This window comes from Dolomitihabitans soli, from assembly GCF_022213955.1.
GTDB lineage: Bacteria > Actinomycetota > Actinomycetes > Streptosporangiales > Streptosporangiaceae > Streptosporangium_A > Streptosporangium_A soli.
In genome coordinates this window covers 377,353-402,229 of the sequence record NZ_JAKNTW010000008.1, presented here as the reverse complement: position 1 = coordinate 402,229, position 24,877 = coordinate 377,353, and the positions used below count along the sequence as shown (strand labels likewise).

General features: G+C 68.4%; 16 protein-coding genes, 1 tRNA gene and 1 pseudogene. 9 read left to right on the top strand and 9 right to left on the bottom strand.

The genetic code is table 11. From position 1 onward, the window contains the following. Window positions 1-3: 3 nt before the first annotated feature. The 6 genes from MBA17_RS50480 to MBA17_RS19565 form a co-directional block, all read right to left on the bottom strand. Window positions 4-2,355, bottom strand: coding sequence for a type IV secretory system conjugative DNA transfer family protein (locus MBA17_RS50480; protein WP_238497939.1), 2,352 nt, complete (start codon window positions 2,353-2,355; stop codon window positions 4-6). A 39-nt stretch (window positions 2,356-2,394) separates the two neighbouring features. Beyond that, complete coding sequence (locus MBA17_RS19585; protein WP_238497938.1) at window positions 2,395-3,405, bottom strand: DUF8094 domain-containing protein; 1,011 nt, start codon at window positions 3,403-3,405, stop codon at window positions 2,395-2,397. Beyond that, window positions 3,402-5,150, bottom strand: coding sequence for a VirB4 family type IV secretion system protein (locus MBA17_RS50475; protein ID WP_238497937.1), 1,749 nt, complete (start codon window positions 5,148-5,150; stop codon window positions 3,402-3,404). Before MBA17_RS50475 ends, MBA17_RS19585 begins: the two co-directional genes overlap by 4 nt. Further along, window positions 5,147-6,079: a PrgI family protein gene (locus MBA17_RS19575; RefSeq protein WP_238497936.1), complete on the bottom strand. Its 933-nt coding sequence runs from the start codon at window positions 6,077-6,079 to the stop codon at window positions 5,147-5,149. Before MBA17_RS19575 ends, MBA17_RS50475 begins: the two co-directional genes overlap by 4 nt. Beyond that, on the bottom strand, window positions 6,076-7,623 hold the full coding sequence (locus tag MBA17_RS19570) for a TrbL/VirB6 family protein (RefSeq protein WP_238497935.1): 1,548 nt from the start codon (window positions 7,621-7,623) through the stop codon (window positions 6,076-6,078). The genes MBA17_RS19575 and MBA17_RS19570 overlap by 4 nt, the downstream gene beginning before the upstream one ends. A gap of 92 nt (window positions 7,624-7,715) precedes the next feature. Then, window positions 7,716-8,879, bottom strand: coding sequence for a hypothetical protein (locus tag MBA17_RS19565; RefSeq protein ID WP_238497934.1), 1,164 nt, complete (start codon window positions 8,877-8,879; stop codon window positions 7,716-7,718). 348 nt (window positions 8,880-9,227) lie between these two features. On the opposite strand from MBA17_RS19565, the gene MBA17_RS19560 reads away from it, so the two are divergent. After that, window positions 9,228-9,701: an XF1762 family protein gene (locus MBA17_RS19560; protein WP_238497933.1), complete on the top strand. Its 474-nt coding sequence runs from the start codon at window positions 9,228-9,230 to the stop codon at window positions 9,699-9,701. Between the two features lie 29 nt (window positions 9,702-9,730). Here the strand turns inward: MBA17_RS19560 and MBA17_RS19555 are convergent, their stop codons facing one another. Then, the gene (locus tag MBA17_RS19555; protein ID WP_238497932.1) at window positions 9,731-10,381 is read right to left on the bottom strand and encodes an HAD family hydrolase; all 651 of its coding nucleotides are present in this window, start codon (window positions 10,379-10,381) and stop codon (window positions 9,731-9,733) included. Between MBA17_RS19555 and MBA17_RS19550 the strand changes: the two genes are divergently transcribed. Both MBA17_RS19550 and MBA17_RS50470 read left to right on the top strand, forming a co-directional pair. Further along, window positions 10,376-11,509, top strand: coding sequence for a DNA cytosine methyltransferase (locus MBA17_RS19550; protein ID WP_274385615.1), 1,134 nt, complete (start codon window positions 10,376-10,378; stop codon window positions 11,507-11,509). The two genes, MBA17_RS19555 and MBA17_RS19550, sit on opposite strands and share 6 nt — an antisense overlap. Before the next feature lie 836 nt (window positions 11,510-12,345). Continuing rightward, window positions 12,346-13,620 (top strand): annotated as a pseudogene (locus tag MBA17_RS50470) (recombinase family protein); the annotation flags it as partial. Between the two features lie 471 nt (window positions 13,621-14,091). Here MBA17_RS50470 and MBA17_RS19545 read toward each other — a convergent pair. Next, window positions 14,092-14,177: transfer RNA gene (locus tag MBA17_RS19545), tRNA-Leu, on the bottom strand. Window positions 14,178-14,340: 163 nt separating this feature from the next. Between MBA17_RS19545 and MBA17_RS19540 the strand changes: the two genes are divergently transcribed. The 3 genes from MBA17_RS19540 to MBA17_RS19530 all read left to right on the top strand — a co-directional run bounded on the left by MBA17_RS19540 (window position 14,341) and on the right by MBA17_RS19530 (window position 18,137). Beyond that, entirely contained in the window at window positions 14,341-15,648 is a 1,308-nt protein-coding gene (locus MBA17_RS19540; protein WP_238497930.1) for a M20/M25/M40 family metallo-hydrolase, read from the top strand. A gap of 218 nt (window positions 15,649-15,866) precedes the next feature. Beyond that, window positions 15,867-16,331, top strand: a complete 465-nt coding sequence (locus tag MBA17_RS19535; protein WP_238497929.1) for a hypothetical protein — start codon at window positions 15,867-15,869, stop codon at window positions 16,329-16,331. A 234-nt stretch (window positions 16,332-16,565) separates the two neighbouring features. Next, window positions 16,566-18,137: a chaplin family protein gene (locus MBA17_RS19530; protein WP_238497928.1), complete on the top strand. Its 1,572-nt coding sequence runs from the start codon at window positions 16,566-16,568 to the stop codon at window positions 18,135-18,137. A 143-nt stretch (window positions 18,138-18,280) separates the two neighbouring features. Here MBA17_RS19530 and MBA17_RS19525 read toward each other — a convergent pair whose 3' ends face one another. Then, window positions 18,281-18,466 (bottom strand): DUF5703 family protein, encoded by a 186-nt coding sequence (locus MBA17_RS19525; protein ID WP_238497927.1) that lies wholly within the window; start codon window positions 18,464-18,466, stop codon window positions 18,281-18,283. A gap of 167 nt (window positions 18,467-18,633) precedes the next feature. Here MBA17_RS19525 and topA point away from each other — a divergent pair, with 167 nt between their 5' ends. From topA to tmk, 3 genes are all read left to right on the top strand, one after another. Beyond that, window positions 18,634-21,285: a type I DNA topoisomerase gene (topA, locus tag MBA17_RS19520; RefSeq protein ID WP_238497926.1), complete on the top strand. Its 2,652-nt coding sequence runs from the start codon at window positions 18,634-18,636 to the stop codon at window positions 21,283-21,285. Window positions 21,286-21,360: 75 nt separating this feature from the next. Beyond that, a complete protein-coding gene (locus MBA17_RS19515; RefSeq protein ID WP_238497925.1) occupies window positions 21,361-22,668 on the top strand; it encodes a metallophosphoesterase in 1,308 nt (435 codons plus the stop codon). 144 nt (window positions 22,669-22,812) lie between these two features. Next, a complete protein-coding gene (gene tmk / locus MBA17_RS19510) occupies window positions 22,813-24,876 on the top strand; it encodes a dTMP kinase (RefSeq protein WP_238497924.1) in 2,064 nt (687 codons plus the stop codon). Window position 24,877 lies beyond the last annotated feature (1 nt).

Here is a 24,877-nt window from a genome sequence, read left to right as displayed (position 1 = left end):
CTCCTAGTCAGAGTGGAGCCGGGGGTCTCCCGGCTTTGGGGCGCTGGCGGCGGCCGGGCGGCCGTGGGCCTTGGCGGCGGCATCGCGGATGTGCAGGGCGGCGTCACGGGAGGGTTCGCGCAGTGGGCGGGTGCGCAGAGTGAAGGGCGGGGCTTCGGCGGAGCGGACGACCAGGCGCGCGGCGGCTTGGAAGGCGTCGAGGTTGGCGAGGTCGTGGGCTTTGAGGTACGGGGTGAAGTGGTGTTCGACCTCGCGGGCATCCTCGGGCGACAGGGAGAAGTAGATCTTGTTGCGGGCATCGGAGGAGACCGCCTGGCGCAGGTCGCGCGGGAACTGGGCGAGGTGCTGGTGGGCCAGGACCAGCGACATTCGGTAGGCGCGGGCCTCGGCGAGCATGTCGCTCAGGGCGTGCGGCAGGGTGAGGAAGTTGTGCGCCTCGTCGCAGTAGAGCGCGGCGTGGTTGCGGGCGTGACCGAGCTTGGCGCGTCTGGCGGCGGCCTGCCAGACCTGGGCGAGGATCACGGAGCCGAGTAGCCGGGCGGTGTCGTCGCCGAGCACTCCTTTGGGAAGCCGCACGAGCAGGATCCCGCCGTCCAGGACGTCGTTCAGGTCGAATGTGGAGGTCGCCGACCCGAGCACGTCCCGGACGAAGGGGCGGAGCAGGAACGCGCGCAGCTTGTTCATAATCGGCGCGGTGACGTTGGCCTGAGCCTGTTCGGAGAGACTGTCGTACCAGGACCAGAAGCCGCGCAAGATCGGGTCTTTCAAGGTTGCGGTGAGGCGTTGCCGCCGGATCGAGTCGGTGAGCAGCGCGGGGATGTCGGTGAGGGTGCCGCCGGTTCTAGCGAGGGTGAGGGCGCAGCCGCGCAGGATGTCGTCGGTGCGTGGGCCCCAGTAGTCGGCGTAAATCTTGTGGAAGATTCCGACGAGGTTGTCCACGGCCATGTCCACATCGGTCCCTCCGAGCGCGTTGAGCGATGGGGAGGGGTGGTGGTCGTCCGGGTCGATGAGTACGACCTTGCTCGCCACCTCCGGTGGCATGAGTCCGAGGATGTCGAGGACAAGGTCGCCTTTGGCCTCGATGACGACGACTCCGCGTCCCGCTTCGATGTCGGAGAGGATCATCTGGGCCAGGAGGGTGGACTTGCCGGTGCCGTTGGGGCCCAGGACGTGGACGTGGTGGCAGGAGTCTGCGACGCGCAGGGCGACGGGGCGTTGGTGGCCGGTGTCGGAGAAGCCCAGTGTCTTGCCGGTCCGGGAGATCGCCGGCGAGGGCGGTACGGAGGTGGCTCCGGCGCGGGTGAGTCCCGGCACCGCGGTGTCGAGCGGAAGGTGGGCGAGTGTAGCCAGCTCGGGGACGGAGAGGAGGAAGCCCTTGTCGAGCCGGCGTCCGGCGAGGCACATGGCGGGCTTGAGAAGCCGATGGCGTTCCAGCCGGTTGTGTCCGGAGTAGACGGCGAAGGCGGAGGCGAGCGCGTGGGCGCGTCCCTTGTCGGCGTTCCGGCGGATGGCCCTGATCTTCTTATCCGTGGACGCCGGTTCGTCGGCTTGTACGGCATAGCGGATGGCGACGACGTATCGAGGGTGTTGGGCCTTGTCGCGGATCGCCCGAGCTTCGGCCGACTCCTCCAGCTTGGCGACGCGATCGTGGTTCCTGAAGTGGGTGGGATGCAGCGGCCCTGGAGTGAGGAGATCCAGTACGGCTCGCGCCAGCCGTACCGTACCGGTCGTGGTGGAGAGCCTGTGGCCGGTGACCGGCCGGGCGAGGATCTGAACTGCGGCGTGCTGCCAGTGCGGCATGCCGACGGCGGCTCCGATGAGTGCCCGCAGCGGGTCGGCGCGGTGGTCGTGCTTGATCGGTAGCCGTTCGCTGCGGGCCGGTGCGAACTGGCCCCCGATGGCCTGACCCGTCAGGGGGACAAGTGGTACGGCGTCCGTCGCCACGGTCCGGGCGGATGGCCAGGCGGCCTCGATCGCGTGCTCCACCAGGTGTTGGGGGATCACACCTGGTACCCACAGGCGGATGTGGACGCCGTCGACACCGAAGATGTACTCGAAGGCGAGGTGGGGCTGGCCGAGCATGAGCCGCTTCCATGCGGGGTGCAGCAGCCCGATCAGGTTGGCCCACAGAGCTTCGGCACCCGGCATGTCTGCTGCGGGTGGGGCGAGGATGTCGATGCACCGGGCGCCGCGCGTCCATCGCCGGTGACGTAGCCGCAGGAGCCCGAAGTAGATCAGGGCGATTCCGAGTTCAGCGATCACCACCACGGCGGCTACTTGCCACCGATGGTCCAGGAGCCATCCCAGGGCCCGGTCGAGGATCGCGTTGGGGTCAATGAGCAGGTCGTGGATCACGTGAGGTCCTTCGCTGCGGGCGATTCCGAATCCGACATGTCATGAGCCGCGGACGCCGAGGGTGATGTACCAGTCGCCCGCGACGCTGGCTTTGGTGCGGGTTGTGGTGGGAGGGATGGTGGCCAGGAACCAGCTGGCGGCGGTGATGACAGCGCGGCGGGTGAAGATGCGGCCGCGGCTCAGCAGGGCGGTGCTCGGCTTGCTGAAGTTGATCGGTGCCGCCGATCGGATGGCACGGGTGTAGGTCTGGGTCTGGCGCACGCCGTACCAGGTGAGCGCGCCACCGTCTTGAGTGCGGAGGGTGTAGAGCGTCGGCAGGTCACGGGCGCTGATTCGCAGGGCCCACCGGCCTTGTGCCGCCGCGTACTCCGATCGCATGGACTGAGCTGCCTCGCTGGTGTAGGTGCCAGGGGCCAACAGGGCGAGTGCCTGAGGATGGGAGTTCAGGGTGGACAGGGAGATGGCGTGGGCGTGCGCGACCTGACGTGGCGAGCCGATCAACCCGCCGGTGTGTTCGTCCAGCGCGGTGGCCAGCCCGTCACGGTCGAGGGCGGGTTGCGGAAGTCTCTGTGTGGCGGGGGTGGAGGAGCCGGCGGCGAGTCGCCAGCCGTTGGCTGCTTCGGCGAAGATCAGCTGAACGCGGGTGGTGTATCCGGCGCGGGTGAAGGACACCAGGAACCAGTGGGGCTGCCCCGGTAGAGGGCGCGGGATGGTGAATCGGGCATCGGTGATGGCGGCTGGCTTGGTCGGCTGTTGCCTTCTCAAGGTGGCCAGGTGGGATTCGCCCTTGCTGATCTTTAGTGCCAGGCCGGTCGCGGCTCGGTGCAGGCTGTCGTCTTTGGTGTGTGCGGCCTTTGTGGCCAGTCGCTGGTAGCGGGCGTGGATCCGGCGGGCCTTGTCCTGGGTCAACGGCAGTGGCTGCTTCGACAGTGTCGAGGGCGCGGTCGCCGAGACGGGAGCGCTATGCCGGGGTGCGGGTGCAGGCATCGTCCCGCAGGACAGGGTCAGTTGGGTGGCGATGACGGCGGTGTAGAGGGCGTGCGTGATCAAAGGTCCTCCTCGGAGTCGAGTTCGTTGAGTTCTTGGGGGTTGCTGGTGACGGTGGCGTGTTCCCAGGGGCTGCTGATCACTTGGAAGGCGACCCGTTGGCGGCCGGCGGCGAGCAGCCCCATCCCGCGTTCGGCTGAGAGCAGGAGCTGGCGTTCGCCGTCGGATAGGCGGAAGGCGTCGGTGACCTTGTCGATGGCCTGGGGTGCCTGGCGGAGCAGGATCTGGGTGGTGGAGTTGGCGATCACTGCCTGGCCTGCGTCGGAGCCGAGCAGGTCCGCGGTGTCCTGGGTGATCACGGATAGCCCGGCCCAGTGCTTGCGGGAGGCTTTGGACATCCGCAGCAGGAACTTGGCGCCTTCGGGGTCACGCATGAGCAGCCACGCCTCGTCCACCACGACGAGGCGGGGACGTCGGTTGCCGGGATCGGAGACGCGCCGCCATACGGCGTCCAGGGTGAGCAGAGTGCCAACCGCCTTGAGTTCCTCCGGAAGGTCTCGGAGCGAGAAGACGATCAGGTGGGAGTCAGGGCGGGTGGTGGTCGGCCCGTCGAATAGCCGCCTGTGACTGCCGGTGACGTACCGCGCGAGCCCGGCGGCCAGTTCCGCGGCGGTGGGATCGGAATCCTTGGTCAGGGCGGTGGCCAGGTCGTGCATGAGCGGCGGGCGGCGCTTCCAGGTCTGGGGTTCGGTGGTGATCCCGGTGCTTCGATAGGCGGCGAGGATGGCGCGATCGAGTGCTGCTTTGCTCGCGCTGGAGAGTGTTTCGCCGAGCATCACCGCGATCAGCGTGTGCAGGAACAGGGCGCGGCGGGTGAGCGGATCGTGGCCGGGTTTGCTTTGGGGCGGAAGGTCAAAGGGGTTGAGCCTGACCTTCGGCGCCCCCAGGTGGAGGTATGCGCCGCCGACTGCGCTTGCCAGTCGCGCGTACTCGTCCTCGGGGTCGATGACGGCGACCTCGACTCCGGCGTACAGGGAGCGGAGGGCGTCCAGTTTGGCCAGGTAGCTCTTCCCGCTGCCTGAGGTGGCCAGGGTCACGGAGTTGTGGTTGTCCTGGGCGAAGCGGTCCCAGGCGACCAGTGAGGCGCTGGAGAGGTTCGCGCCGTACAGGACGGCGGTGGGACCGAGGTCGGCGGTCAGGTCGGGGCTGGTGAAGGGGAAGGCGGCGGCGAGTGCGGGGGTGTCGAAGGTGCGGCGGAGGGCGAGGTTGTCGTACGCCAGGGGGAGGGAGGAGATCCATCCTTGGAGTTGGCGGAAGGTGACTTGGCGGGCGTCCAGCAGCAGTGAGGCCGCGAGGGCGCGGACCTGGGCGCAGGCGTCGTCCAGTTCGTCGGGGGTGGTGGCGTGGATGGTGAGGTAGATCGAGGCGCGGAACAGTTTGGCTTGGCCGCGGGCGATTCGGGAGGACAGGTCGTGGGCGTCCTGTGCGGCGGCTTCGGTGCCGGGATCGAGCAGTCGGCCGTGTTCGTGGTCGGTGCGGAGCCCGGATTCGAGGCGGGCGAGTTGTTTGCGGAGCCGGTCGGAGGCGACGAGCGAGGGCACCGGTTCGATGTGGAGCGACACGTCGAGGCGGCCGGGGTAGGTGAGCAGGGGCTCCAGCCAGCCGGGTGTCACCTCGCGCGGGTAGCCGCTGATCGTGAGCGTGGCGCAATACCCCTCCCCGACGCGCATGCGGCGGGGCTGGATCTCCACCGCGTCAGGGCCGAAGCCGCCCGGCGGGGTGGGTGTGCGGCGGAATGGGAGTTTCACCAGCGGCCTCCGATCACGTCGCCGGGCAGGGCGAGGTCGGCGTCCGGCGGGGGTGGGGTCGTCGGGTCGAAGCAGGCGAGCAGCAGGCCGGTGGTGGCGGCGGGGTCCAGGAGCTTGAGGGTCAGGCCGCACGCGCCCAGCACCCGGGATGCCTCCTCCAACCGGCGCGCCGCTCGGGAGGCGGCGGCCGTATGGCCGCGTGAGCCGGTGGCTGGCTCGCGGATGATCAGCAGGACCTGGCGGCGGAGCAGGTCGTGCCGGGCGGATAGGTCGGCGAGGAATGCGGCGTGTTCGCGGGCGGCGTGGGCGAGCGCGGGGTGCGGGAGGTGCGGCACGTTGTGGTGCAGGTCGGCGATGGTGTCCGACAGGTTGACCCGTTCGGCGCGTACCAGGATCTGGATGGGGCCGGACAGTGAGTTGAGCCAGCGGCCGAACACCGCGACTAGGGCGTCCTGTTCGTCGGGGGTGCGCAGGGCGAAGCTGACGGTGGAGACCTCGGCGACGGCCGCGACTCCGTCGGGGCCGAGGTCGATCAGGCCGTCGTGGCCGATTCCCTGTGCGGGCAGCCGGAGCGGGGCGGGTAGCCGGCCGGGGTCGGCAGCGATCCACGCCGGTGCGGCCGGGATGCCTTCGGGGGCCGTGACCAGCTGTTTGGGGTTGTGCTGGTGGTGGAGGGCGGCCAGCAGGTACCGGTCCAGGCTGACGCCGTCGTGCCGCACGACCGCCAGGAGGATCCCGGCGACCGCGACGGGCAGGGCGACGGCTGCGAAGGCCAGGAGCGGGATCCGTTCCCCGAAGGCCAGGTAGGCGCCGTAGATGAGGGCGCCGGTACCGCCGAGGATGATGACCTGGCGTGCGGTGAACGAACCGATGATCTTGTCGGGGGCTTCGACGTCGGCGGGGATACGAACCGTGTCGGTCCAGGTCATCGCTGCTCACCCCCTCGCGAGCCGCGGGTAGGGCGGGGCGGGGTTGGTGGTGGGGTGCGGCGGGGCGTGCCCGGGTTCTCCGGCCATTCGGGAGTGCCGGGGATGGGCGCGTTCGGCGCGATGAGCGGCCGTACCGGGCGGTTGGAGATCGGCGGCGGTTCGATGGCCCCGCGCGGCGCCCGGGGCGAGGTCATGTCCTGGCCACGCAGCCACTGCATCTGGCCCAGCCCGGCCGGACCGGCGGCATAGAAGATCTCGCGCGGGTAGCCGTACACCGGGGTGGAGGGCGGGATCGGCTGCTGCGGCCGTGGCGTGGACCGGTAGCGGGCCTGGAGCGCCGGACCGGAGGGCGCGTGCACGACCGGCGCCGGTCCCCAGCCCGCCGAGTGGGCCGGGCGGCGCGCGAAGGTCGGAGCGTGAATCGTCGGCCCAGTACCGCTACGCGCTGCCGTAGCGGCAGTGGCGACACCCGACCGAGCTGCCGTTGCCGCGGTGGCAACACCTGCGGCAGCCGTACCGGCAGGTCCTGCCGCCAGCGCCAGCGCCCTGCTTGCCGCAGCTCTGGTGGCGGCAGACCCCCTGCCACCGCCGCGCCCGAGGTGAAGGGCGTTCAGGCCCGGGGCGGTGAGCTTGTAGACGACGGCGTACTTGACGATCCTGCCGATCGCCGAGCCGCGACCTCGCTGCATGAAGATGGCGCGGGAGACCCAGCCCGGGATGCGCACCAGGATGATCAGCAAGCAGAGGGCGAGCAGCAGGTTGTAGAGCTGGCCCGTGCCGAACAGCCCGGCGGCCTCACGCCCGTCTTGGTTGAAGAAGATCCGCACGGCCGTGACCAGAGTCAGGGACTGGGCGACCTGGATCAGCAGCAGGCCGGAGAAGGCCCGCCACCACAGCATCGCCAGGCCGTTGGTCTGCGGCAGCGCGAGACAGGCGAGGGCGAGCGGCGCGGCGATCACGAGCAGAGCGGTCATGGCGACCCGGAACACGAACGTGATCAGCAGAAGCACCAGCAGGATGACCGCGACGAGCGCGAGCAGGATGTAGAAGATCTCGGAGTTGGCCGGCGGGACGATCAGGAACCGGATCGCGTTCGCGGCCCGTCTGGCGTCGAATCCCTGGCCGAGCAGCGCCCTGGAAATGGCGTTGCTCAGGTCGATCGCCTGCGAGACGAGGAAGAAGCTGAAGTTGGCGGCCATGAACGCCACCACCAGACGCGGCGCGACCTCCTTGAACGCGTACCGGGTCTGGACGGTCTCGTACCCCATCACCAGTACCCCGGCGGCGACCACCAGGATGGCGAAGGCGCCGTTGGCCAGGGCGGCGGTGACCTGCCACAGGTCCTGGATCCGGGCCTGGCCGGCCACGCTGGGGGTGGCCAGCAGGGTGGCGGCGACCACGTCCAGCAACGGCTTGATCGCCCGTGCGACCAGCTCGGCGAACCAGCTGTTGATCTGGTCCGTGATCCACCCGCCCAGGCCGATATCGAAACCGCTGTCGGGCGGTGACAGCTCTTCCGCCGGAGAAGGACTGGGTGTCGGCACGGGTTCTGCGGCAGCGGCAGGGGCGGTCCCGGTTGCCGCAGCGGCAACGATGAGCGTGCCGGTTGCTGTAACTGAGAGGCGTCTCATCGCCGTCACCCGCCGACCACACGCTTGAGCACGTTGACGAACAGCGGGGCCAGCACCGCGAGCGCGTAGCCGAACGCGGCCGCCTTGAGCGCGGACTTGGCCTTCTGGACCTCACCCGGATCGCCACCGGCGACCAGGTACCGCACGCCACCGATGGTGAGCATCAGCGTCGCCAGCGTGGCAAGCAGCCCGATGAGCCAATTCCGGAGGTTGTCGAAGACCTTGCCGAGCTGGTCCGCGTCTGTAGGCGGTGCCGCCCACGCTCCGCTCTCGCCGAACGCGCCGGTTGCCACAGCGGCAGTGACAGCCACGACGAATGCCGCGACCCCCACGATGACCGACACACGCACTGCCGCACGGCAGGGCAAGACCGGTAGCAGCCGCTGCCGTTGAACGCCACTTGCCATACGGCACGGCGTAGTCGGCAGTGGCGCGTCACGCGTCAGCCCTTCGACCGCCGGTGCGTCCTGCGGTCGTCGCGATGGCGTTGCCCTACTGGTTGCCGTTGAGATCCGCGCGGAGCCAGGGGTAGTGCCCCGGCCTCCCTTCGGCTGGTGGAGCTCGGATGGGATATCTGAGGAATCCCGGCTCCGCGCGGAAGCTTCCGCCCCTGCATCTCCGACACAGGGCGAGGTGATCGTTTGGGACAGGCAGTCGGGGACGCCCCCGGTCTCCGGATGGCTCGATGGGTGTGCCGGTGGCACCGACACATTGATCGGCAGCCGGTGGCAGGTGCCGGACTCGGCGAGTCTGCGGAGCCGTTCCCCGGCGAGGCGGGCCTCGTCGTACAACCGGGGACGGATGCTGGGCTGGTCCACCTCGATGCTGCGGACCGCCTTGATAAAGCTGCTCAGCACCTCATGGTCGATGTCAGCCGCGTCCCCCGCGACGTACCCGGAGGTGATCCGCCCGGCGATGGCACGCAACCCGGGCAACGCCACCCCGACAGCGCCGACCACCCACATCGCCCCCAGCACCCGAGCGCGAGTGACCAGCTCCCGCCACACCAGATCACGCGTGGCGTTGCTCATCAGCGGGTGGGTCAGCAGCCGGCGCAGCTCCTCCAGTGCGACGCGGCGCTGGGGCAGATCAGGTGCCAGGGTGCCGTTGACGGCCAGGCCGTACGGCTCGCACGCCACGAGTTGGAACAGGTGCTCAGCGGCATCCATGGGCGAACGGTCGTGCATTTCGGATTCCATCGGGTCACTCCACGGCGCGAGGAAATTCGCTTCTCGCAACTTGGTTTAGAGACCCGTTTAGGCAAACCTCTGGCAGAACCTGTGGCGCCTTCCGGAAATTAATTCCGACTATTTCTTACCCGACCTGCTGATGGTGTTGCCAGTTGAGTTACCGCAGGTCACAGCGAGGTGCCAGCGGTCTGCCAGTGCCGGGCGCTGAACTGACGACCATCTGAGGAAACGCCCCAACGAACCATGACAGCGCTGTTCAGCGTCCAACCATCACTCCACGCCCAGAATGCCGACAAAAAATACGCAAGGAAGATCGATCAACGGGAATTGGTCATCGCACCGATCACCCTGAGGACCGCCCGGGCATTCGTCGCCTGGTCCCACCGGTACCTGCTCTCACCCCAGGGTGGCAACTACGCCATCGGCGTCAACACCACCGACGGCACCCTCGTCGGCGTTGTCATCGCCGACCGCCCCATCATCCGAGCCTTCGACGACGGCCACACGATCGAGATCACCCGCCTGTCCACCGACGGCACCCCGAACGCCTGCTCCGCCCTCCTATCCGCAGCCTGGCGCGCCGCCAAGGCCATGGGCTACCGGCGACTGATCACCTACGCCCTCGCCAGCGAACCAGGTACCAGCCTCCGCGCCGCCGGCCTCCGCCGCGTGGCCATTCGCCCCACCCACACCGAGCGGGACGCCCTTGCCCGGCGCAGGCAGTCGCACGGCACTGACGGGGTGACACGTGTCCTCTGGGAGATCACCAGGACGTCACGGACGGGTGAGCGGCAATCATGAATGACTCGCTCAGCGCGTTCGCTGCCCGCCTACGACGTCAGCAGAAGTTCGATGGCGTCTGTCACCTCGGAGATGATGTGGTCGGGCTGCTGGAGTTCGCCAGGCCAAGGACGACCACGGTCGATCCACACGGTTCGCAGGCCGATGATCTGCCCGCCCCCGATGTCGGCCGAGGCGCTGTCCCCGATCATCCATCCGCCGTCGGACAAGGTCATCCCACAGCGCCGCGCGGCGATCGCGAACAGCCTGGCATCGGGCTTACGAACTCTCTCCGCACCGGAGATTGCCCAACCGTCCACGACATCGCCCACACCGCTACAGACGAGCGTGGACATTTGGACATCCGCGAAACCGTTGGTGACCACTCCTGTCCTCCAGCCGGCATCCCTCAGTCGGCCAAGTCCGTCGAGGGCACCGGGGAAGGGCGGGATCAGCCGTGGATGGCGGGAACGATACCGCGCCCACAGGTCCTCCACCGAGTCCTGGAGCTCGAACCGCTCCCGAACACGGGTGAAGAAGGCCTCCTTCGGGACAAACCCGTCCCCGTCCGCCTCGATCATCCACTCAACGTCACCGATATCCAGACGCCGCTCGGCGACGAACTCCTCCGCCCACCGTCGAAGCCCTTCCGCGCGGTCGACGAGCGTGTTGTCAAGGTCGAAGAGCGCGAGCCGTTGCACGGACAGTCACTCTATCGAGCGCCGATCTCAAGCCCGTGGATCGGCTCTATGTGCACAGGTTACGGAGGGCTCGACCTGGCGGTCATGGAGTCCTACGGTGCCCGCCTGGCCTGGTGCGCTGACAACGACTCGCACGTGGCCAAGATCCTTGAGACCCGTTTCCCCGTCGCGCCCAACTTCGGCGATCTCACCGCCGTCGACTGGGCTGCGGTCCCGCGCGTGGACATCGTCACCGCTGGATTCCCCTGCCAGGACATCAGCTACGCCGGCCGTGGTGCCGGAATGACCAAGGAGACACGTAGTGGACTCTGGTTCGCCATCGCCAAGGCCCTTCGCGTTCTACGACCCGGCCTCGTCATCCTGGAGAACGTCGCCGCCCTCCGCAGCCGAGGACTCGACCGTGTTCTCGGGGACTTGGCCGCGCTCGGGTACGACACGGCGTGGACATGCGTACGAGCCTCCGACGTCGGCGCCCCCCACCGCAGGGAAAGGCTCTTCCTCCTTGCTACCCACCCCGACAGCTCGCGACCACTGCGGCGCGGCGGACGCTGTGGCACGGAGAGCCGACGGCCATGCTCTGAACCTTCCAGACGTGGCGTGCGCGTATCTTCTGCCGACTCCGGCCGCCTGCAACCCGAACGATGGGGAAACGGCGGAGTCCTGGCTCAACCGCCGAAACCGTCAGCAACCTCGCCGAGCACTCCCGTTGGCCATCGCGATCAAGCTCATCCCTTCAGCGGCATCGGAAGCGGCGAAGGTTCAAAGGCCGATGGACTGCGTTGGCGGCACTGGACCACCGACACCTACCGCCGCGCCGCCGAACTCGGCCCCGCCGGCCGCCAACCCGACTGGGGCCCCTACGGCGCTGCCGTCCGCCGATGGGAAGCAGCCTCCGACAGGCCCGCGCCCGACCCCACCGAACTTGGAACCAGAGGCCAGCCTCGGCTCTCCGCCCGCTTCGTCGAATGGATGATGGGGTTGTCCGACGGCTGGGTCACCAACATAGACCTGCCCCGCACAGCCCACATGCACGCTCTCGGCAACGGCGTCGTCCCCCAGCAGGCGACCCACGCGCTCGCGTTGCTTGATGCGATATCCGGCGGCCGTTCGAGAGCAGGGAATGGATGAGCATGGCCACAGAGGCTCAGAGAGCCCGTGCCGCAGAGCCACCCAGGCGTGACAGGCTTCGAGTGGTATTGCCCGAGGTGACGCCTTATGTCACTCCTGGTGCGGCACGCGTTCTCCTGCGGATACTGCTCGATGCCTACGGGCGCTGCGATGTGGGCACAGACGAAGCCAGTACTTGCGAACGATGATCGATATGCGTGCTGTCGCCTCAAGGCTGTGTGCTGTCTGCTGATCAGATCCGCCACACCGGCTGGGCGACTCGGCTTCGGGTAGCACGGCCTGAGCGGCGATCAGGCAAGTCGGCACGTGCAACGGTGGGTGCAGGGTGATGAGGGCGCGGTGATGGCACCCACTCTGCTCAGGGGCCTAAGTCGGCGGGGAATGGCGTCAAGGCATGCCTCCGGTAAGCCCCTCTGCGGCAGGGCCCGCTTGTTTCGTGTAGCACCGCGGGCAGGTCACGACCGTTACGGCGCCCGGCACCGTCCAGGAATAGCGGCACAAGAACCTACGACGGCACTGCACGGTGGTGTCGTTGGTCAGCAACTCTCCTACCTCCAAGGGACCTGCCCGGCCACAGGCCGGGCAGGTCCACTCCGGGGGAGTTCGATAGCCGTCGACGGGTTTCCCCCGTGTCAGCGTGAAAGTAGCGGAGGTCAGCAGCGGGGCTTCCAGGTTGGAGGCGGTGGTACCGCAGCGGGCGCATCTGACGTACTCCAGATCACCCATCAGATTTCGGTTGAGCAGGATGGACAGCAACATCGAGATCACGGCCGTGCCCTCCTCCGCAGTTGGCGTCTCCTCACGGGTGTCTCACAGGTTGCGGTGCTCGTCGAGTGATGGATGTGGCCAGGTTGACCTCCTCTGCGGTGACAGTTTCCCTCCTGGGGCCTCCCATACAGGTCCGGCCTCCATATCGTCGCAGGTCATGGCAGTCCAGAAGAGGAGTAGAGGTGATCTCGTTCGCTTTCTGGGGTCGGGTGTCCACGGAGGACAACCAGGACCCTGCTTCGTCCCGGAACTGGCAGTTGGCGCGATCCAGGGCCTTGATCGAGTCGAGGGGCGGGGTCGTGGTCGCCGAGTTCTTCGACGTCGACAAGTCGCGCTCGATCCCGCCCCAGCGGCGGCCTGAGGCCGCCGTCCTCCTGGCCGAACTGCGTAATCCGAACCGGGGGTTCGAGGCGGTGGTGGTCGGTGAACCTCAGCGGGCCTTCTACGGCAACCAGTTCGGCAACACTTTCGAGCTTTTCAACCACTACGGCGTGGGGTTGTGGGTTCCGGAGATCGGCGGGCCGATCGACCCGACCAACGAGGCTCACGAGCTGATCATGTTGATGTTCGGCGGGATCAGTAAGGGTGAGCGCAACCGCATCAGGATGCGAGTCCGCACGACCATGGAGGCCCAGGCGAAGATCGAAGGACGCTTCCTGGGCGGACGCCCGCCGTACGGCTACCGCCTCATGGACGTCGGCCCCCACCCCAATCCGAGCAAGGCGGCCGACGGTAAGCGAGTCCATCGCCTGGAGCCCGATCCGCTCACCGCCCCCATAGTGGCGAGAATCTTTGTGGAGTTCGTCCACGGCCAGGGCCTCTATCTGATCGCCGAAGGGCTGACCCGGGAGAACATCCCCTGCCCTTCGGCCTATGACAAGGCCCGCAACAGGCATCGAAGCGGCGTCGCCTGGTCCAAGTCAGCCGTCCGTGCAATCCTGCTCAACCCCCGCTACACCGGCCGACAGGTGTGGAACCGACAGCATAAGCAGGAAGAACTCCTGGACGTCAACGACGTCACCCAGGGGCACGTGACCAAGCTGAAGTGGAATCCCGAGGACAAGTGGGTTTGGTCGGATGCGGTCGTCCACGAGCCCATCATCGACGTCGAGTCCTTCGAGCGGGTACAGACGCTGCTGTCGGCCAACGGTCGCCCGGCGACCGAGCGGAAGCCGCGCAGCACTCCACGCCCCTATGCCCTACGTGGCCTGCTGTACTGCGGTGCGTGCACCCGCCGAATGGAAGGCTCCTGGAACAACGGTCGGTCTCACTATCGATGCAAGTTCCCCGCCGAGTATGCCCTCGCCAACAAGATCGAACACCCCCGCACGGTCTACGTCCGGGAGGACTACATCGTCGCCGAGCTGGATCCCTGGATCTGTCAGATCTTCACTCCCGCCAATCTCGGGCGGACCATCGAGGCCCTTCTGGACGCCCAGAACAGCGAGACCGACCGCGTTGTCACCGAGGCGGCCAGGAAGACGATCGAGGACTGCGACCGGCGGATGAGCCGTTACCGCTCGACCTTGGACGCTGGCGGCGATCCGCAGGAGGTCGGCAGGTGGATGGCCGAAACCCGGGCTGAGCGGCTGCAGGCCGAGGGGCGGATGCGGGCGATCACCAGGAAGCGTGAGATCACAGAGAAGGAGATGAAGGAAATGATCCCGAAGATGACTGAGGTGACCAGAATTCTCGAGAAAGCCGACACAGCCGACAAGAACGAGCTGTACATGCAAATGGGCCTAAACCTTGTCTACGACCCCTCGGAGAGGGTTGTCGTAGTCGAGGCTAGGCCCAGCATGTACCAGAGTGCGTGTCCGAGGGGGGACTTGAACCCCCATGTCCATCACTGGACACTAGCACCTCAAGCTAGCGCGTCTGCCTATTCCGCCACCCGGACAGTGGTGCCTGGCACGCGAGAGGCTCTCCCGCGTCGGCGGACTTAGGTTAGCAAACTCTGGGGTGTGCGTCATACCGCGAGTGGACAGGAGCCTCGGTGTGCCTCATGGAGGAGGGCGAGGGCAGGATGGGCTGTAAGACATAACAGAGGTGGAGGAGCCGGTATGACGGGACTCAACGGTGAGGATGACGTCGTCGAGCTGTGCCGCGACCTGATCCGGATCGACTCGACCAACGCCGGTGACAACGCCGGGCCCGGTGAGCGGGTGGCGGCGGAGTATGTGGCGGAGAAGCTGGCCGAGGTCGGGCTGGAGTCGCGGATTCTGGAGAGCGACACCCGGCGGGCGAACGTGATCGCCCGGATCGAGGGCGCCGACCCGACCAGGGAGGCGTTGCTGTTGCACGGCCATCTGGACGTCGTGCCGTTCAACGCGGACGACTGGCAGCACCATCCGATGAGCGGTGAGATCGCCGACGGATGCGTCTGGGGCCGGGGCGCCGTGGACATGAAGAACATGGACGCGATGATCCTGGCCGTCGTACGGCAGCGCCTGAGGGAGGGGCGCAAGCCCCCGCGCGACGTCGTGCTGGCGTTCACGGCCGACGAGGAGGCCGGCGGCGAGTACGGCGCGCAGTGGCTGGCACAGAAGCACCCCGGCCTGTTCGAGGGGTGCACCGAGGCGATCGGCGAGGTCGGCGGGTTCAGCGTGTCGATCGACGAGGCGCGCAGGCTCTACCTGATCGAGGCGGCGGAGAAGGGTGTCGCCTGGATGCGGCTCACCACCAAGGGCCGGGCCGGTCACGGGTCGATGCTGAACTCCGACAACGCCGTCACCGAGCTCGCGGAGGCGGTGGCGCGGGTGGGGCGCCACGAGTGGCCGGTACGGCTGACGCCGACCGTGCGGATGTTCCTGGAGCAGACGTCGGCCGCGCTGGACATCGAGTTCGATCCCGACAACGCCGAGGCGAACGTGGCCAAGCTGGGCCCGCTGGCCCGGATGATCGGCGCGGTGCTCCGCAACACGGCCAACCCGACCATGCTGAGCAGCGGCTACAAGGCCAACGTCATCCCGCAGACGGCGACCGCGCACGTGGACGGGCGGTTCCTGCCGGGGTACGAGGAGGAGTTCTTCGAAACGCTCGACGAACTGCTCGGGCCCAATGTGACGAGGGAGTTCGTCTACCACGACATCGCCATGGAGACGGCGTTCGAGGGGCCGCTGGTGCGGGCGATGGCCGACGCGCTGGTGGCCGAGGACCCGGGTGCCCTGGCTGTGCCGTACACGTTGTCGGGGGGGACGGACCTCAAGGCGTTCAGCAGTCTGGGGATGCGCGGGTTCGGGTTCGCGCCGCTCAGGTTGCCGGCTGACCTGGACTTCTCCGGGATGTTCCATGGGGTGGACGAGAGGGTCCCCGTCGATTCGCTCAAGTTCGGGGTGCGGGTGCTTGACCGCTTCCTGGACCACTCCTGAGGGGATCGTTGAAAAAGCATTGCACTGACTCCCAGTAGTGCTAACGTAACCCTCCGTTGGAGGGGTTGAGCCGTCTTGCAGGGGCGGCTCGACGAAACTCGGGAGGTCACGTGGCACGCATGCCTGTTCGGTGGCGCAGGGCGCATGCCCCCGCCGCCGCGCGGCACGTGCCCGTGACTCCTTCCGGTGAAGGCGGGATGACCTCTCGGGCTGCCCGGATGGCGCGGTTCGCGGCCGGCGCCCGGCAGGCCATCGTGCGCGCGCTGACGGTCGGCGGCCTGATCGCCGCCGGTTGGTTGCTCGCGGTCCTTTTCGGACTTCTCTGGGCTTCCCCGGCGGCTGCGGATTCCACTGCGGCGACAGGGGCGTCCCAATCGCAGGAGACCGGCGATCTCGCCACGGCGACGGACAATGCCGAGGCGATGGCCGGACGCGGTGTCGATGGGCTGACCAGCCAGTCGAAGCCGACCCTTCCCGCAGACTCCACCGCTGATCACAGCTCGGGTGCCCATGGTGTCGTGCCCCAGAGTGGCGGTGGCTCCGGCCAGTTCGGGCCGGGTGTGGGGGATGTCTCAAGGTCGGTGTTCGACCCGCGACTTCTGCTGCTGCCCGCGCCGCTGGCGCTGGTGCTTCCTCCGGCCGTCCGCACAGCGGCGGACGAGCCCTCCTTCTCCCCTGACTAGTCCCGCTTCCTGAGCCGGCCGCGCAGCGGACCGGCGGCGGAGTGTGGCGTGCCGACGGCCGCCGTCCCCGCATGCGGGCAACTCGTCATTTCCAACTCGTGGCACTCCGTTGAGCGGGGGCGACCCCGTATGTCACGAGCTGCACGTCATCCCCCCGAGAACGACAACAGGAGTCTCATCATGCGTACGTGGGCTAAGAGTTCTGCCCCGGCTGCACTTCTCGCCGTCGCCGTCATGACTCTGGGCAGCGGCACCGCCTTCGCGGACACCGACGGGGATCACTCCGTCGGTGGCGGCAACCAGCTCAACCTGCCCGTCTCCGTGCCGATCGACATCAGTGGCAACGCCCCGAGTGTGGGCGGCAACTCCACCGCCTCCTCGCAGGGCGGTACCTCGGTGGACAACTCCACCGCCCGTGGTTCCGGCAACCAGACCTCGGGCCGCCACAGTGTGCTCGGCGGCAACCAGATCGACGCGCCGGTCAGCGCACCGATCAACGCTTGCGGAAACGCGATCTCCGTGGTCGGCAACTCCGACGCGGGCTGCAAGGGCGGCGCCTCGGTCAAGAACACCGGCCGGGGCGGCAACCGCACCGACGGCCTCGGTAGCGTGCTCGGCGGCAACCAGGTCACCGCGCCCATCTCGGCGCCGATCAACGCCTGCGGCAACGCGGCCTCGGTCTTCGGCAACTCCAACGCCGGCTGCGTGGGCGGCACCACGGTCAGGAACAGCGGCGCGGGAACCGGCGGGAACCGTACCGAGGGCCGGCACAGCGTCCTCGGTGGCAACCAGGTGATCGCCCCGATCTCGGCGCCGATCAACATCTGCGGCAACTCCGCGGCCGTCTGGGGCAACGCCTTCTCCAACTGCAAGGGCGGCGCGAGCGTCGACGACGGCCGCAACGGCCGCCGTTACCAGCAGGCCGCCACGCCCGGATCGCGGGGCAACGACACCAACGGCCGGTTCGGCGTGGCCAGCGGCAACCAGGTGATCGCCCCGATCTCGGCGCCGGCCAACGTCTGCGGCAACGCGGTCGCGGCCGTGGGCAACGCGTTCGGGTCCTGCCGCGGCGGCGCCACCGTGTCGAACGACGGCCGTGGCACCAGCGGTAACAGGACCTCGGGCGTCGGCAGCGTGCTCGGCGGCAACCAGGTCACCGCGCCGGTCTCGGCGCCGATCACCGTCTGCGGCAACTCGGTCGCCGCCCTGGGCGACGCCGCCGCCGGGTGCCTCGGCGGTTCCCGCGTCGGCGGTGCGGACGCCAACCGTGGCCCGCAGCGCCAGTCCGGCCAGGTCAAGAAGCCGGTCGCCGCCAAGGGGCTGATGCCCGAGCTGCCCCCGGTGCCCGCGGTCGGCGGCATCGGTGACGTCTCCAACGTGACCCACCAGGTGGAGGGCGCCGGCCTGCCGCTCGTCGGCGACGCGGGTCTGTCCGCGGTGCCGGACGCGCCGGGTCTGCCCGCCACCCCGGTCACGCCCGCGAAGACCGCGAAGGCTCCCAAGGCTCCCAAGGCTCCCAAGGCTCCGAAGTCCGCCAAGACCCCCAAGTGGACCAAGGGCGAGGCCGGCAAGGCCGCGGAGAAGGCTCCCAACCCGATCAACGAGCTGACCAGGGGCACCCCCCTGGGCGGGGCGACCGCCAGCCTGCCCGCGGGTCTTCCTGTCGGGCTGATGAGCGCCGAGCAGCCGGCAGGTGTCAAGGGGATGAACTCCGGCGCGCTGGTGGCGCTGATGCTGGGTGCGATCTTCGCCGCCTCGGCGACGCTCTTCGCCACCACCCGCCGGCTCCGTTTCGGCCGTAAGTAACGGATAACGCTCCGCCTCCTGACGAGGTTTCGGCGGCGCGAAACTGCTTTGCCCGTTCCGGGTGCGCGACTCGGGACGGGCAAAGCCATGTCCGGAAGGTAGGGGAGACGAGTCGGAAAAGTGGCGTAACTCATACCGATAGGTCACATCGTGCGAGCCACACGTATGATCTTGCGGCGCAGTCGTACATGGCGGGTACCGTCGGGATACAGTCGCAGTCGGTCGAGTTCCCAGTCTCCGTGCTCGGCGTGTTCGGTCAGGATTTGCCGGGCGGCCTCCCTTGAGGTGTCGCGCGGGATGTACATATCCAAGTAGGAGTAGTCGAGCACAGCGATTAGTCTCCGAGGGTGGGCTAGGCGACGGCGGCACTCACTGACCCTTATTCTGCGTCCTTGTGGGTGGACCGGGAAGGGATCGGGTAGCCCGTGGGGATGGGAAGCCTGTGCGACGGGTTACCGTCAGGGGGACCGTAGAGAACAGCGAGGTAGGAAGCAGCGTGCCAGCAAACAACGGCAACGCCGGCGGAACCCGCCTGGTGATCGTCGAATCGCCCGCGAAGGCGAAGACCATCGCTGGGTACCTGGGGCGCGGCTACATCGTGGAGTCCAGCATCGGCCATATCCGGGATCTTCCGGAGCGGGCCGACGACATCCCCGAGAAGTTCAAAGGCCAGCCCTGGGCGAGGCTCGGCGTCAACGTCGACCACGAGTTCGAGCCGCTTTATGTCGTCAACCAGGACAAGAAGTCCCAGGTCTCAAAGCTCAAGCAACTGCTCAAGGACGCCGACGAGCTCTTTCTCGCGACGGACGAGGACCGCGAGGGCGAGGCGATCGCCTGGCACCTGCAGGAGGTGCTGAAGCCCAAGGTGCCGGTGCACCGCATGGTGTTCCACGAGATCACCGCGCAGGCGATCAGAGACGCGGTGTCCAACCCGCGTGAGCTGAACCTCCGTCTCGTCGACGCGCAGGAGACCCGGCGCATCCTCGACCGGCTCTACGGCTACGAGGTCAGCCCGGTGCTGTGGCGCAAGGTCAAGCCGCGCCTGTCGGCCGGCCGCGTGCAGTCGGTGGCGACCCGCCTGGTGGTGGAGCGCGAGCGTGACCGGATGGCGTTCACGGTCGCCAACTACTGGGACCTGTCGGCCCTGTTCGACACGGGCAAGCGTGACGAGGACCAGCGCAAATTCACCGCGACGCTGACCGGCGTGAACGGCAGGCGGGTGGCCCAGGGCCGCGACTTCGCCGCCACGGGACAGCTCAAGAACGCCGACGTCCTGCACCTCGACCAGGCGGCGGCCGGGGCTCTGGCGACCCGTCTCGGGAAGTCGTCCTACCAGGTCAAGTCCGTCGAGCGGAAGCCGTACACCCGCAAGCCGTACGCGCCCTTCCGGACCACGACCCTGCAGCAGGAGGCCAGCCGGAAGCTGGGCTTCTCCGCGAAGTCCACCATGCAGGTCGCGCAGCGGCTGTATGAGAACGGCTTCATCACCTACATGCGTACCGACAGCACCACGCTGTCGGAGACCGCGGTGGCCGCCGCGCGCAGCCAGGCGATCAAGCTGTACGGCGCGGCGTACGTGCCGGACAAGCCGCGCGTCTACACCAGCAAGGTGAAGAACGCCCAGGAGGCGCACGAGGCCATCAGGCCGTCGGGCGAGGAGTTCCGCACGCCGGGCGAGACCGGGCTGAGCGGCGACATGTTCCGGCTGTACGAGCTGATCTGGCAGCGGACCGTCGCCTCGCAGATGAAGGACGCCGTCGGCGAGTCGGTCACGGTGAAGGTCGAGGGCGCCTCCAGCGAGGGCGAGCGGGTCGAGTTCAGCGCGTCGGGCCGGACGATCACCTTCCACGGGTTCCTCAAGGCGTACGTCGAAGGCGCCGACGACCCGTCCACCGATCGTGACGACTCGGAGAAGCGGCTGCCCAACCTGGCCGAGGGCGACCCGCTGACCGCGAGCGAGCTCAACGTGCTGGCGCACGCGACCAAGCCGCCCGCCCGGTACACCGAGGCTTCGCTGATCAAGGAGTTGGAAGACCGGGAGATCGGCCGTCCGTCGACCTACTCCAGCATCATCGGCACCATCCTCGACCGGGGATACGTGTTCAAGAAGGGCACCGCGCTGGTGCCGTCCTTCCTGGCGTTCGCCGTGGTCAACCTGCTGGAGCAGCACTTCGGCAACCTGGTCGACTACGACTTCACCGCCGACATGGAGAAGGTCCTCGACGACATCGCCAACGACCGGGCGGAGCGGGTGCCCGAGCTGCGCCGGTTCTACTTCGGTGAAGAGGGCGACGAGGGTCTGAAGGAGATGGTGGCCGACCTCGACGAGATCGACGCCAAGGAGATCAGCTCCTTCGCGATCAGGGGCACCGACATCATGATCAGGGTCGGCCGGTACGGGCCCTACCTCGATCGCGACGGCGCCAAGGTCAACGTGCCCGAGGACCTGCCGCCCGACGAGCTGACCGCCGAACGGGCGGAGGAGCTGTTCTCGCAGCCGAGCGGCGACCGGGAACTGGGCAAGGACCCGAACTCCGGAAACCTGATCGTGGCCAAGTCCGGGCGGTTCGGGCCCTATGTGACGGAGATCCTGCCGGAGGAGCCGGCCGAGGGCGCGAAGAAGACGAAGAAGAAGGACGCGGTCAAGCCGCGCACCGGTTCGCTCTTCAAGACCATGGACCTCGACACGGTCACCCTGGAAGACGCGCTCAACCTGCTGTCGCTGCCTCGGGTCCTCGGTGAGCTCGACGGCCAGGAGGTCACCGCGCAGAACGGCCGTTTCGGTCCCTACGTGAAGAAGGGCACCGACTCGCGGTCGCTGGGCGCGGAGGAGGATCTCTTCACGGTCACGCTGGAGCAGGCCAAGGAGCTGTTCGCGCAGCCCAAGCAGCGGGGCAGGGGCCGCGCCGCGGCCGCGCCGCCGCTGCGCGAGCTGGGCGACGATCCCGTCTCCAAGAAGCCGGTGGTGGTGAAGGAGGGCAGGTTCGGGCCCTACGTCACCGACGGTGAGACGAACGCCTCGCTGCGCAAGGACGACTCGGTCGAGGAGATCACGATCGAGCGGGCAGGCGAACTGCTGGCCGAGCGCCGCGCCCGTGGCCCGGCGACGAAGAAGCCCCGTGCGAAGGCGGGCGCCAGCAAGAGCTGAGAGCGGTCTCAGCTCGGCGTGCGCGCTCGCCGGGCCCGGCTCGTAGCATGACGACGCAGCCGGGGAGAGAGGTTCGTGGTGAACATCGGGTTCGTCGTGGTTCTCGTCGTTCTGATGACCGGCGTTCACTACTACCTGTGGCGTCGGCTCGTCCGTGACGTGACCAGGCGGGGCCGTACCCGCCAGGTGCTGACCGGGCTGGTGGTCGTGCTGGGGCTGCTGACGCCGGTGGCGGTGCTGGGCTCGCGCATCCCCTGGGCGCACACGCTGGCCTGGCCGGGGTTCTTCTGGATCGCGCTCATGTTCTACCTCGTGATCTTCCTGGCCGTGCTGGAGATCCCGAGGGCGGTGGCCGCGCGGATGATCAGAAGCTCGCCGCGTCCCGCGGTGGCGGCCAGCGACAAACCGCCCGCGCCTGTGCCCGTGCCGGTGGCGGCGAGCGACAAACCGCCCGCACCTGTGCCCGTGCCGCTCCCGTCGGGCCCGCCGCCACCCGCTCCCGTCGGGCCCGCCTCGGATCTGACGGCAGCCGGACCGGGGCCCGACCTGATCGGGCGACGACTGTTCCTCGGGCGTACGGCTGCCGCGGTCGCGGGGGTCGGCGCGCTCGGCACCGTCGGGCTGGGGATCCGCACCGCGCTCGGCGATCCGGTGATCGAACGGGTCTCGATCGCCGTCCCGAAGCTCGATCCCCGGATGAACGGCCTGCGGTTCGCGGTGGTGAGCGACATCCACCTCGGGCCGCTGACCGGGCGGGCGCACACCGAGCGCATCGTCCGCATGATCAACTCGCTGGAGGCCGACGTCGTGGCGATCGTCGGCGACCTGGTGGACGGTACGGTGGCCCAGCTCGGATCGCTTGCCAAGCCGCTCAGGTCGCTCGAATCCCGCTACGGCTCCTATTTCGTCACCGGCAACCACGAGTACTACGCGCCGAACGGGCCGCAGGAGTGGGTCGAGGAGCTGCGTGATCTCGGTGTCCGCCCGCTGCGGAACGAGCGGGTGGAGATCTCCCACGGGGGAGGGGTGCTCGATCTCGCCGGGGTGAACGACCTGACGGGGGTCGCCGACGGCGATGGCCCCGACTTGGGCAAGGCGTTCGCCGGCCGGGATGCCTCGCGCGCGGCCGTACTGCTCGCGCACCAGCCCGAGCAGGTTCACGAGGCCGCGCGCAATGGCGTTGACCTGCAGCTGTCCGGCCACACGCACGGCGGTCAGATGGCGCCGTTCAACATGATCGTCAAGGTTCAGCAGCCGGTGGTGGCGGGGCTGGCGACCGTCGACGGCACCCAGGTCTACGTGACGCGGGGGGCCGGGTTCTGGGGGCCGCCGGTCCGGGTCGGGGCTCCGCCCGAAATCTCACTCTTGCGATTGCATGCCTGATCGGTTACGAGGGGGCCTATTCGGTGAATCAGCCCTGCGGGGGACACCAAGGTCGTATTACCCTCATGCGACGAGCGGACCGGCTGTTCCGGCCTGCTCGATGTTCATGCCCAGCCCAGCGAGCACCCTGGATACGCTGACACTATGACCACCCCTGGCCGGTCCACACCACGGCGCAAACCCCCCCACGTGCTGGCCAATGCCTCGTTCCGCAGGCTGTGGACTGCCATGTCGCTGTGCAGCCTCGGCGACTGGCTGAACATCATCGCCCTGACCGCGCTCGCCGGAAACCTCACCGCGGGCAGCGGCTACCAGGCGCAGAGCCTGGCCATCGGCGGTGTCTTCGTCGCCAAGATGCTGCCCGCCATCCTGCTCGGGCCGCTGGCCGGGGCGGTGGCCGACCGGTTCGACCGCCGGTTGACGATGTTCTTCGCCGACCTGTCGCGGTTCGCGCTGGTGCTGTCGATCCCGATTTTCGCCAACTACCAGTGGATCATCGTCGCGACGTTCCTCGTCGAGTGCGTGAACCTCTTCTGGGTCCCCGCCAAGGACGCCACGGTGCCCAACCTGGTGCCCAAGGAGCGCCTGGAGGAGGCCAACCAGCTCAACCTCCTGGTCACGTACGGCACGGCCCCGATCGCCGCGGTCCTGTTCGCGGTCCTCGCACTGCCGGCCGACCTGCTCGGCAACCTGCTGCCGATCGTGGACGGCGAGCCGACCCGCCTGGCGCTGTTCATCAACGCGCTGGTCTACCTGGTCTCCGCGTTCCTGATCTTCACGCTGCGCGACATCCCGAAGAACCACACCGAGATCTCCACCCCGTCGGTGCTCCGGCAGATCGGCGAGGGCTGGCGCTTCGTCGGCGGCAACCGGCTGATCCGCGGCCTGGTCATCGGCATGCTGGGCGCCTTCGCCGCGGGCGGTGCGGTGGTCGGCGTCGCCAAGATCTACGTCGAGGCGCTGCAGGGCGGTGACGCCGCGTACGGCACGGTCTTCGGCGCCGTCTTCGTCGGCATGGCCTTCGGCATGTTCTTCGGTCCCCGGCTGCTTCGCGAGCTGTCCCGCCCCCGGCTGTTCGGCCTGTCGATCCTGGCGGCCGGCATCGTGCTCGCCGCCATCGCGCTGATCCACAATCTGGTGATCGTCGTCATGCTCACCGTGGTGCTCGGCGCCTGCGCGGGCATCGCCTGGATCATCGGCTACACCCTGATCGGCCTGGAGGTGGAGGACGCGCTGCGCGGCCGTACGTTCTCGTTCCTGCAGTCCACGGCGCGCGTGACGCTACTGCTGGTCGTCGCGGTGGCCCCGACCCTCGCCGGCCTGTACGGCAGGCATCCGATCAGGTTCGGCCCGGAGATCGTCTACAGCTTCGACGGCACCAACCTGGTGATGCTCGTCGGCGCGGTGCTCGCGATGACCGTCGGGGTGCTCGCGCTGCGGCACATGGACGACCGCAAGGGGATCCCGATCCTGGTCGACCTCATCGCGGCGGTGCGCGGGCAGCGGTTCGTGCCGGGAGGGCCGGAGCAGGAGCAGGCGCGCGGGCTGTTCATCGCCTTCGAGGGCGGCGAGGGCTCGGGCAAGACCACCCAGTCGCGGTTGCTCGCCATCTGGCTGCGCGACCAGGGCTTCGACGTCGTCCAGACCCGGGAGCCGGGCTCGACCAAGGTCGGCATGCGGCTGCGCGCGATCCTGCTCGACGCCGCGCACCAGGGGCTGTCCGCGCGCTCCGAGGCGCTGCTCTACGCCGCCGACCGCGCCGAGCACGTGGAGAAGGTCATCCGGCCGGGGCTGTACCGCGGCGCCATGGTGGTCACCGACCGCTACGTCGACTCCTCCCTGGCGTACCAGGGCGCGGGCCGCTCCCTCGAGGCGGACGACGTGGCCAAGGTGAACGCCTGGGCCACCGGCGGGCTCGTCCCCGACCTCACCGTGCTCATCGACGTGCCGCCGTCGATCGGCCTGGCCCGCTTCGCCTCGCCGGCCGACCGGATCGAGGCGGAGCCGCTGGAGTTCCACGAGCGGGTCCGCCGGGAGTTCCGCGCACTGGCCGCCGCCGATCCCGACCGTTACGTGGTCATCGACGGCACCAAGCCGCAGGACGAGATCTCCCGTCTCATCCAGGACCGGGTCCGCGATGTCCTGCCCGACCCCGTTCCGCAGGAGTCGGAGGACGCGACCGGCACGATGCCCGCGATCCGCGACTAAC

What these genes read in the sequence shown, in the direction of transcription:
- MBA17_RS19575 (WP_238497936.1), bottom strand. Translation starts at nt 6,079, where the DNA reads ATGACCTGGACCGACACGGTTCGTATCCCCGCCGACGTCGAAGCCCCC.
- MBA17_RS19565 (WP_238497934.1), bottom strand. Translation starts at nt 8,879, where the DNA reads ATGGATGCCGCTGAGCACCTGTTCCAACTCGTGGCGTGCGAGCCGTAC.
- MBA17_RS19540 (WP_238497930.1), top strand. Translation starts at nt 14,341, where the DNA reads ATGACGGGACTCAACGGTGAGGATGACGTCGTCGAGCTGTGCCGCGAC.
- MBA17_RS19535 (WP_238497929.1), top strand. Translation starts at nt 15,867, where the DNA reads ATGGCGCGGTTCGCGGCCGGCGCCCGGCAGGCCATCGTGCGCGCGCTG.
- MBA17_RS19530 (WP_238497928.1), top strand. Translation starts at nt 16,566, where the DNA reads ATGACTCTGGGCAGCGGCACCGCCTTCGCGGACACCGACGGGGATCAC.
- tmk (WP_238497924.1), top strand. Translation starts at nt 22,813, where the DNA reads ATGACCACCCCTGGCCGGTCCACACCACGGCGCAAACCCCCCCACGTG.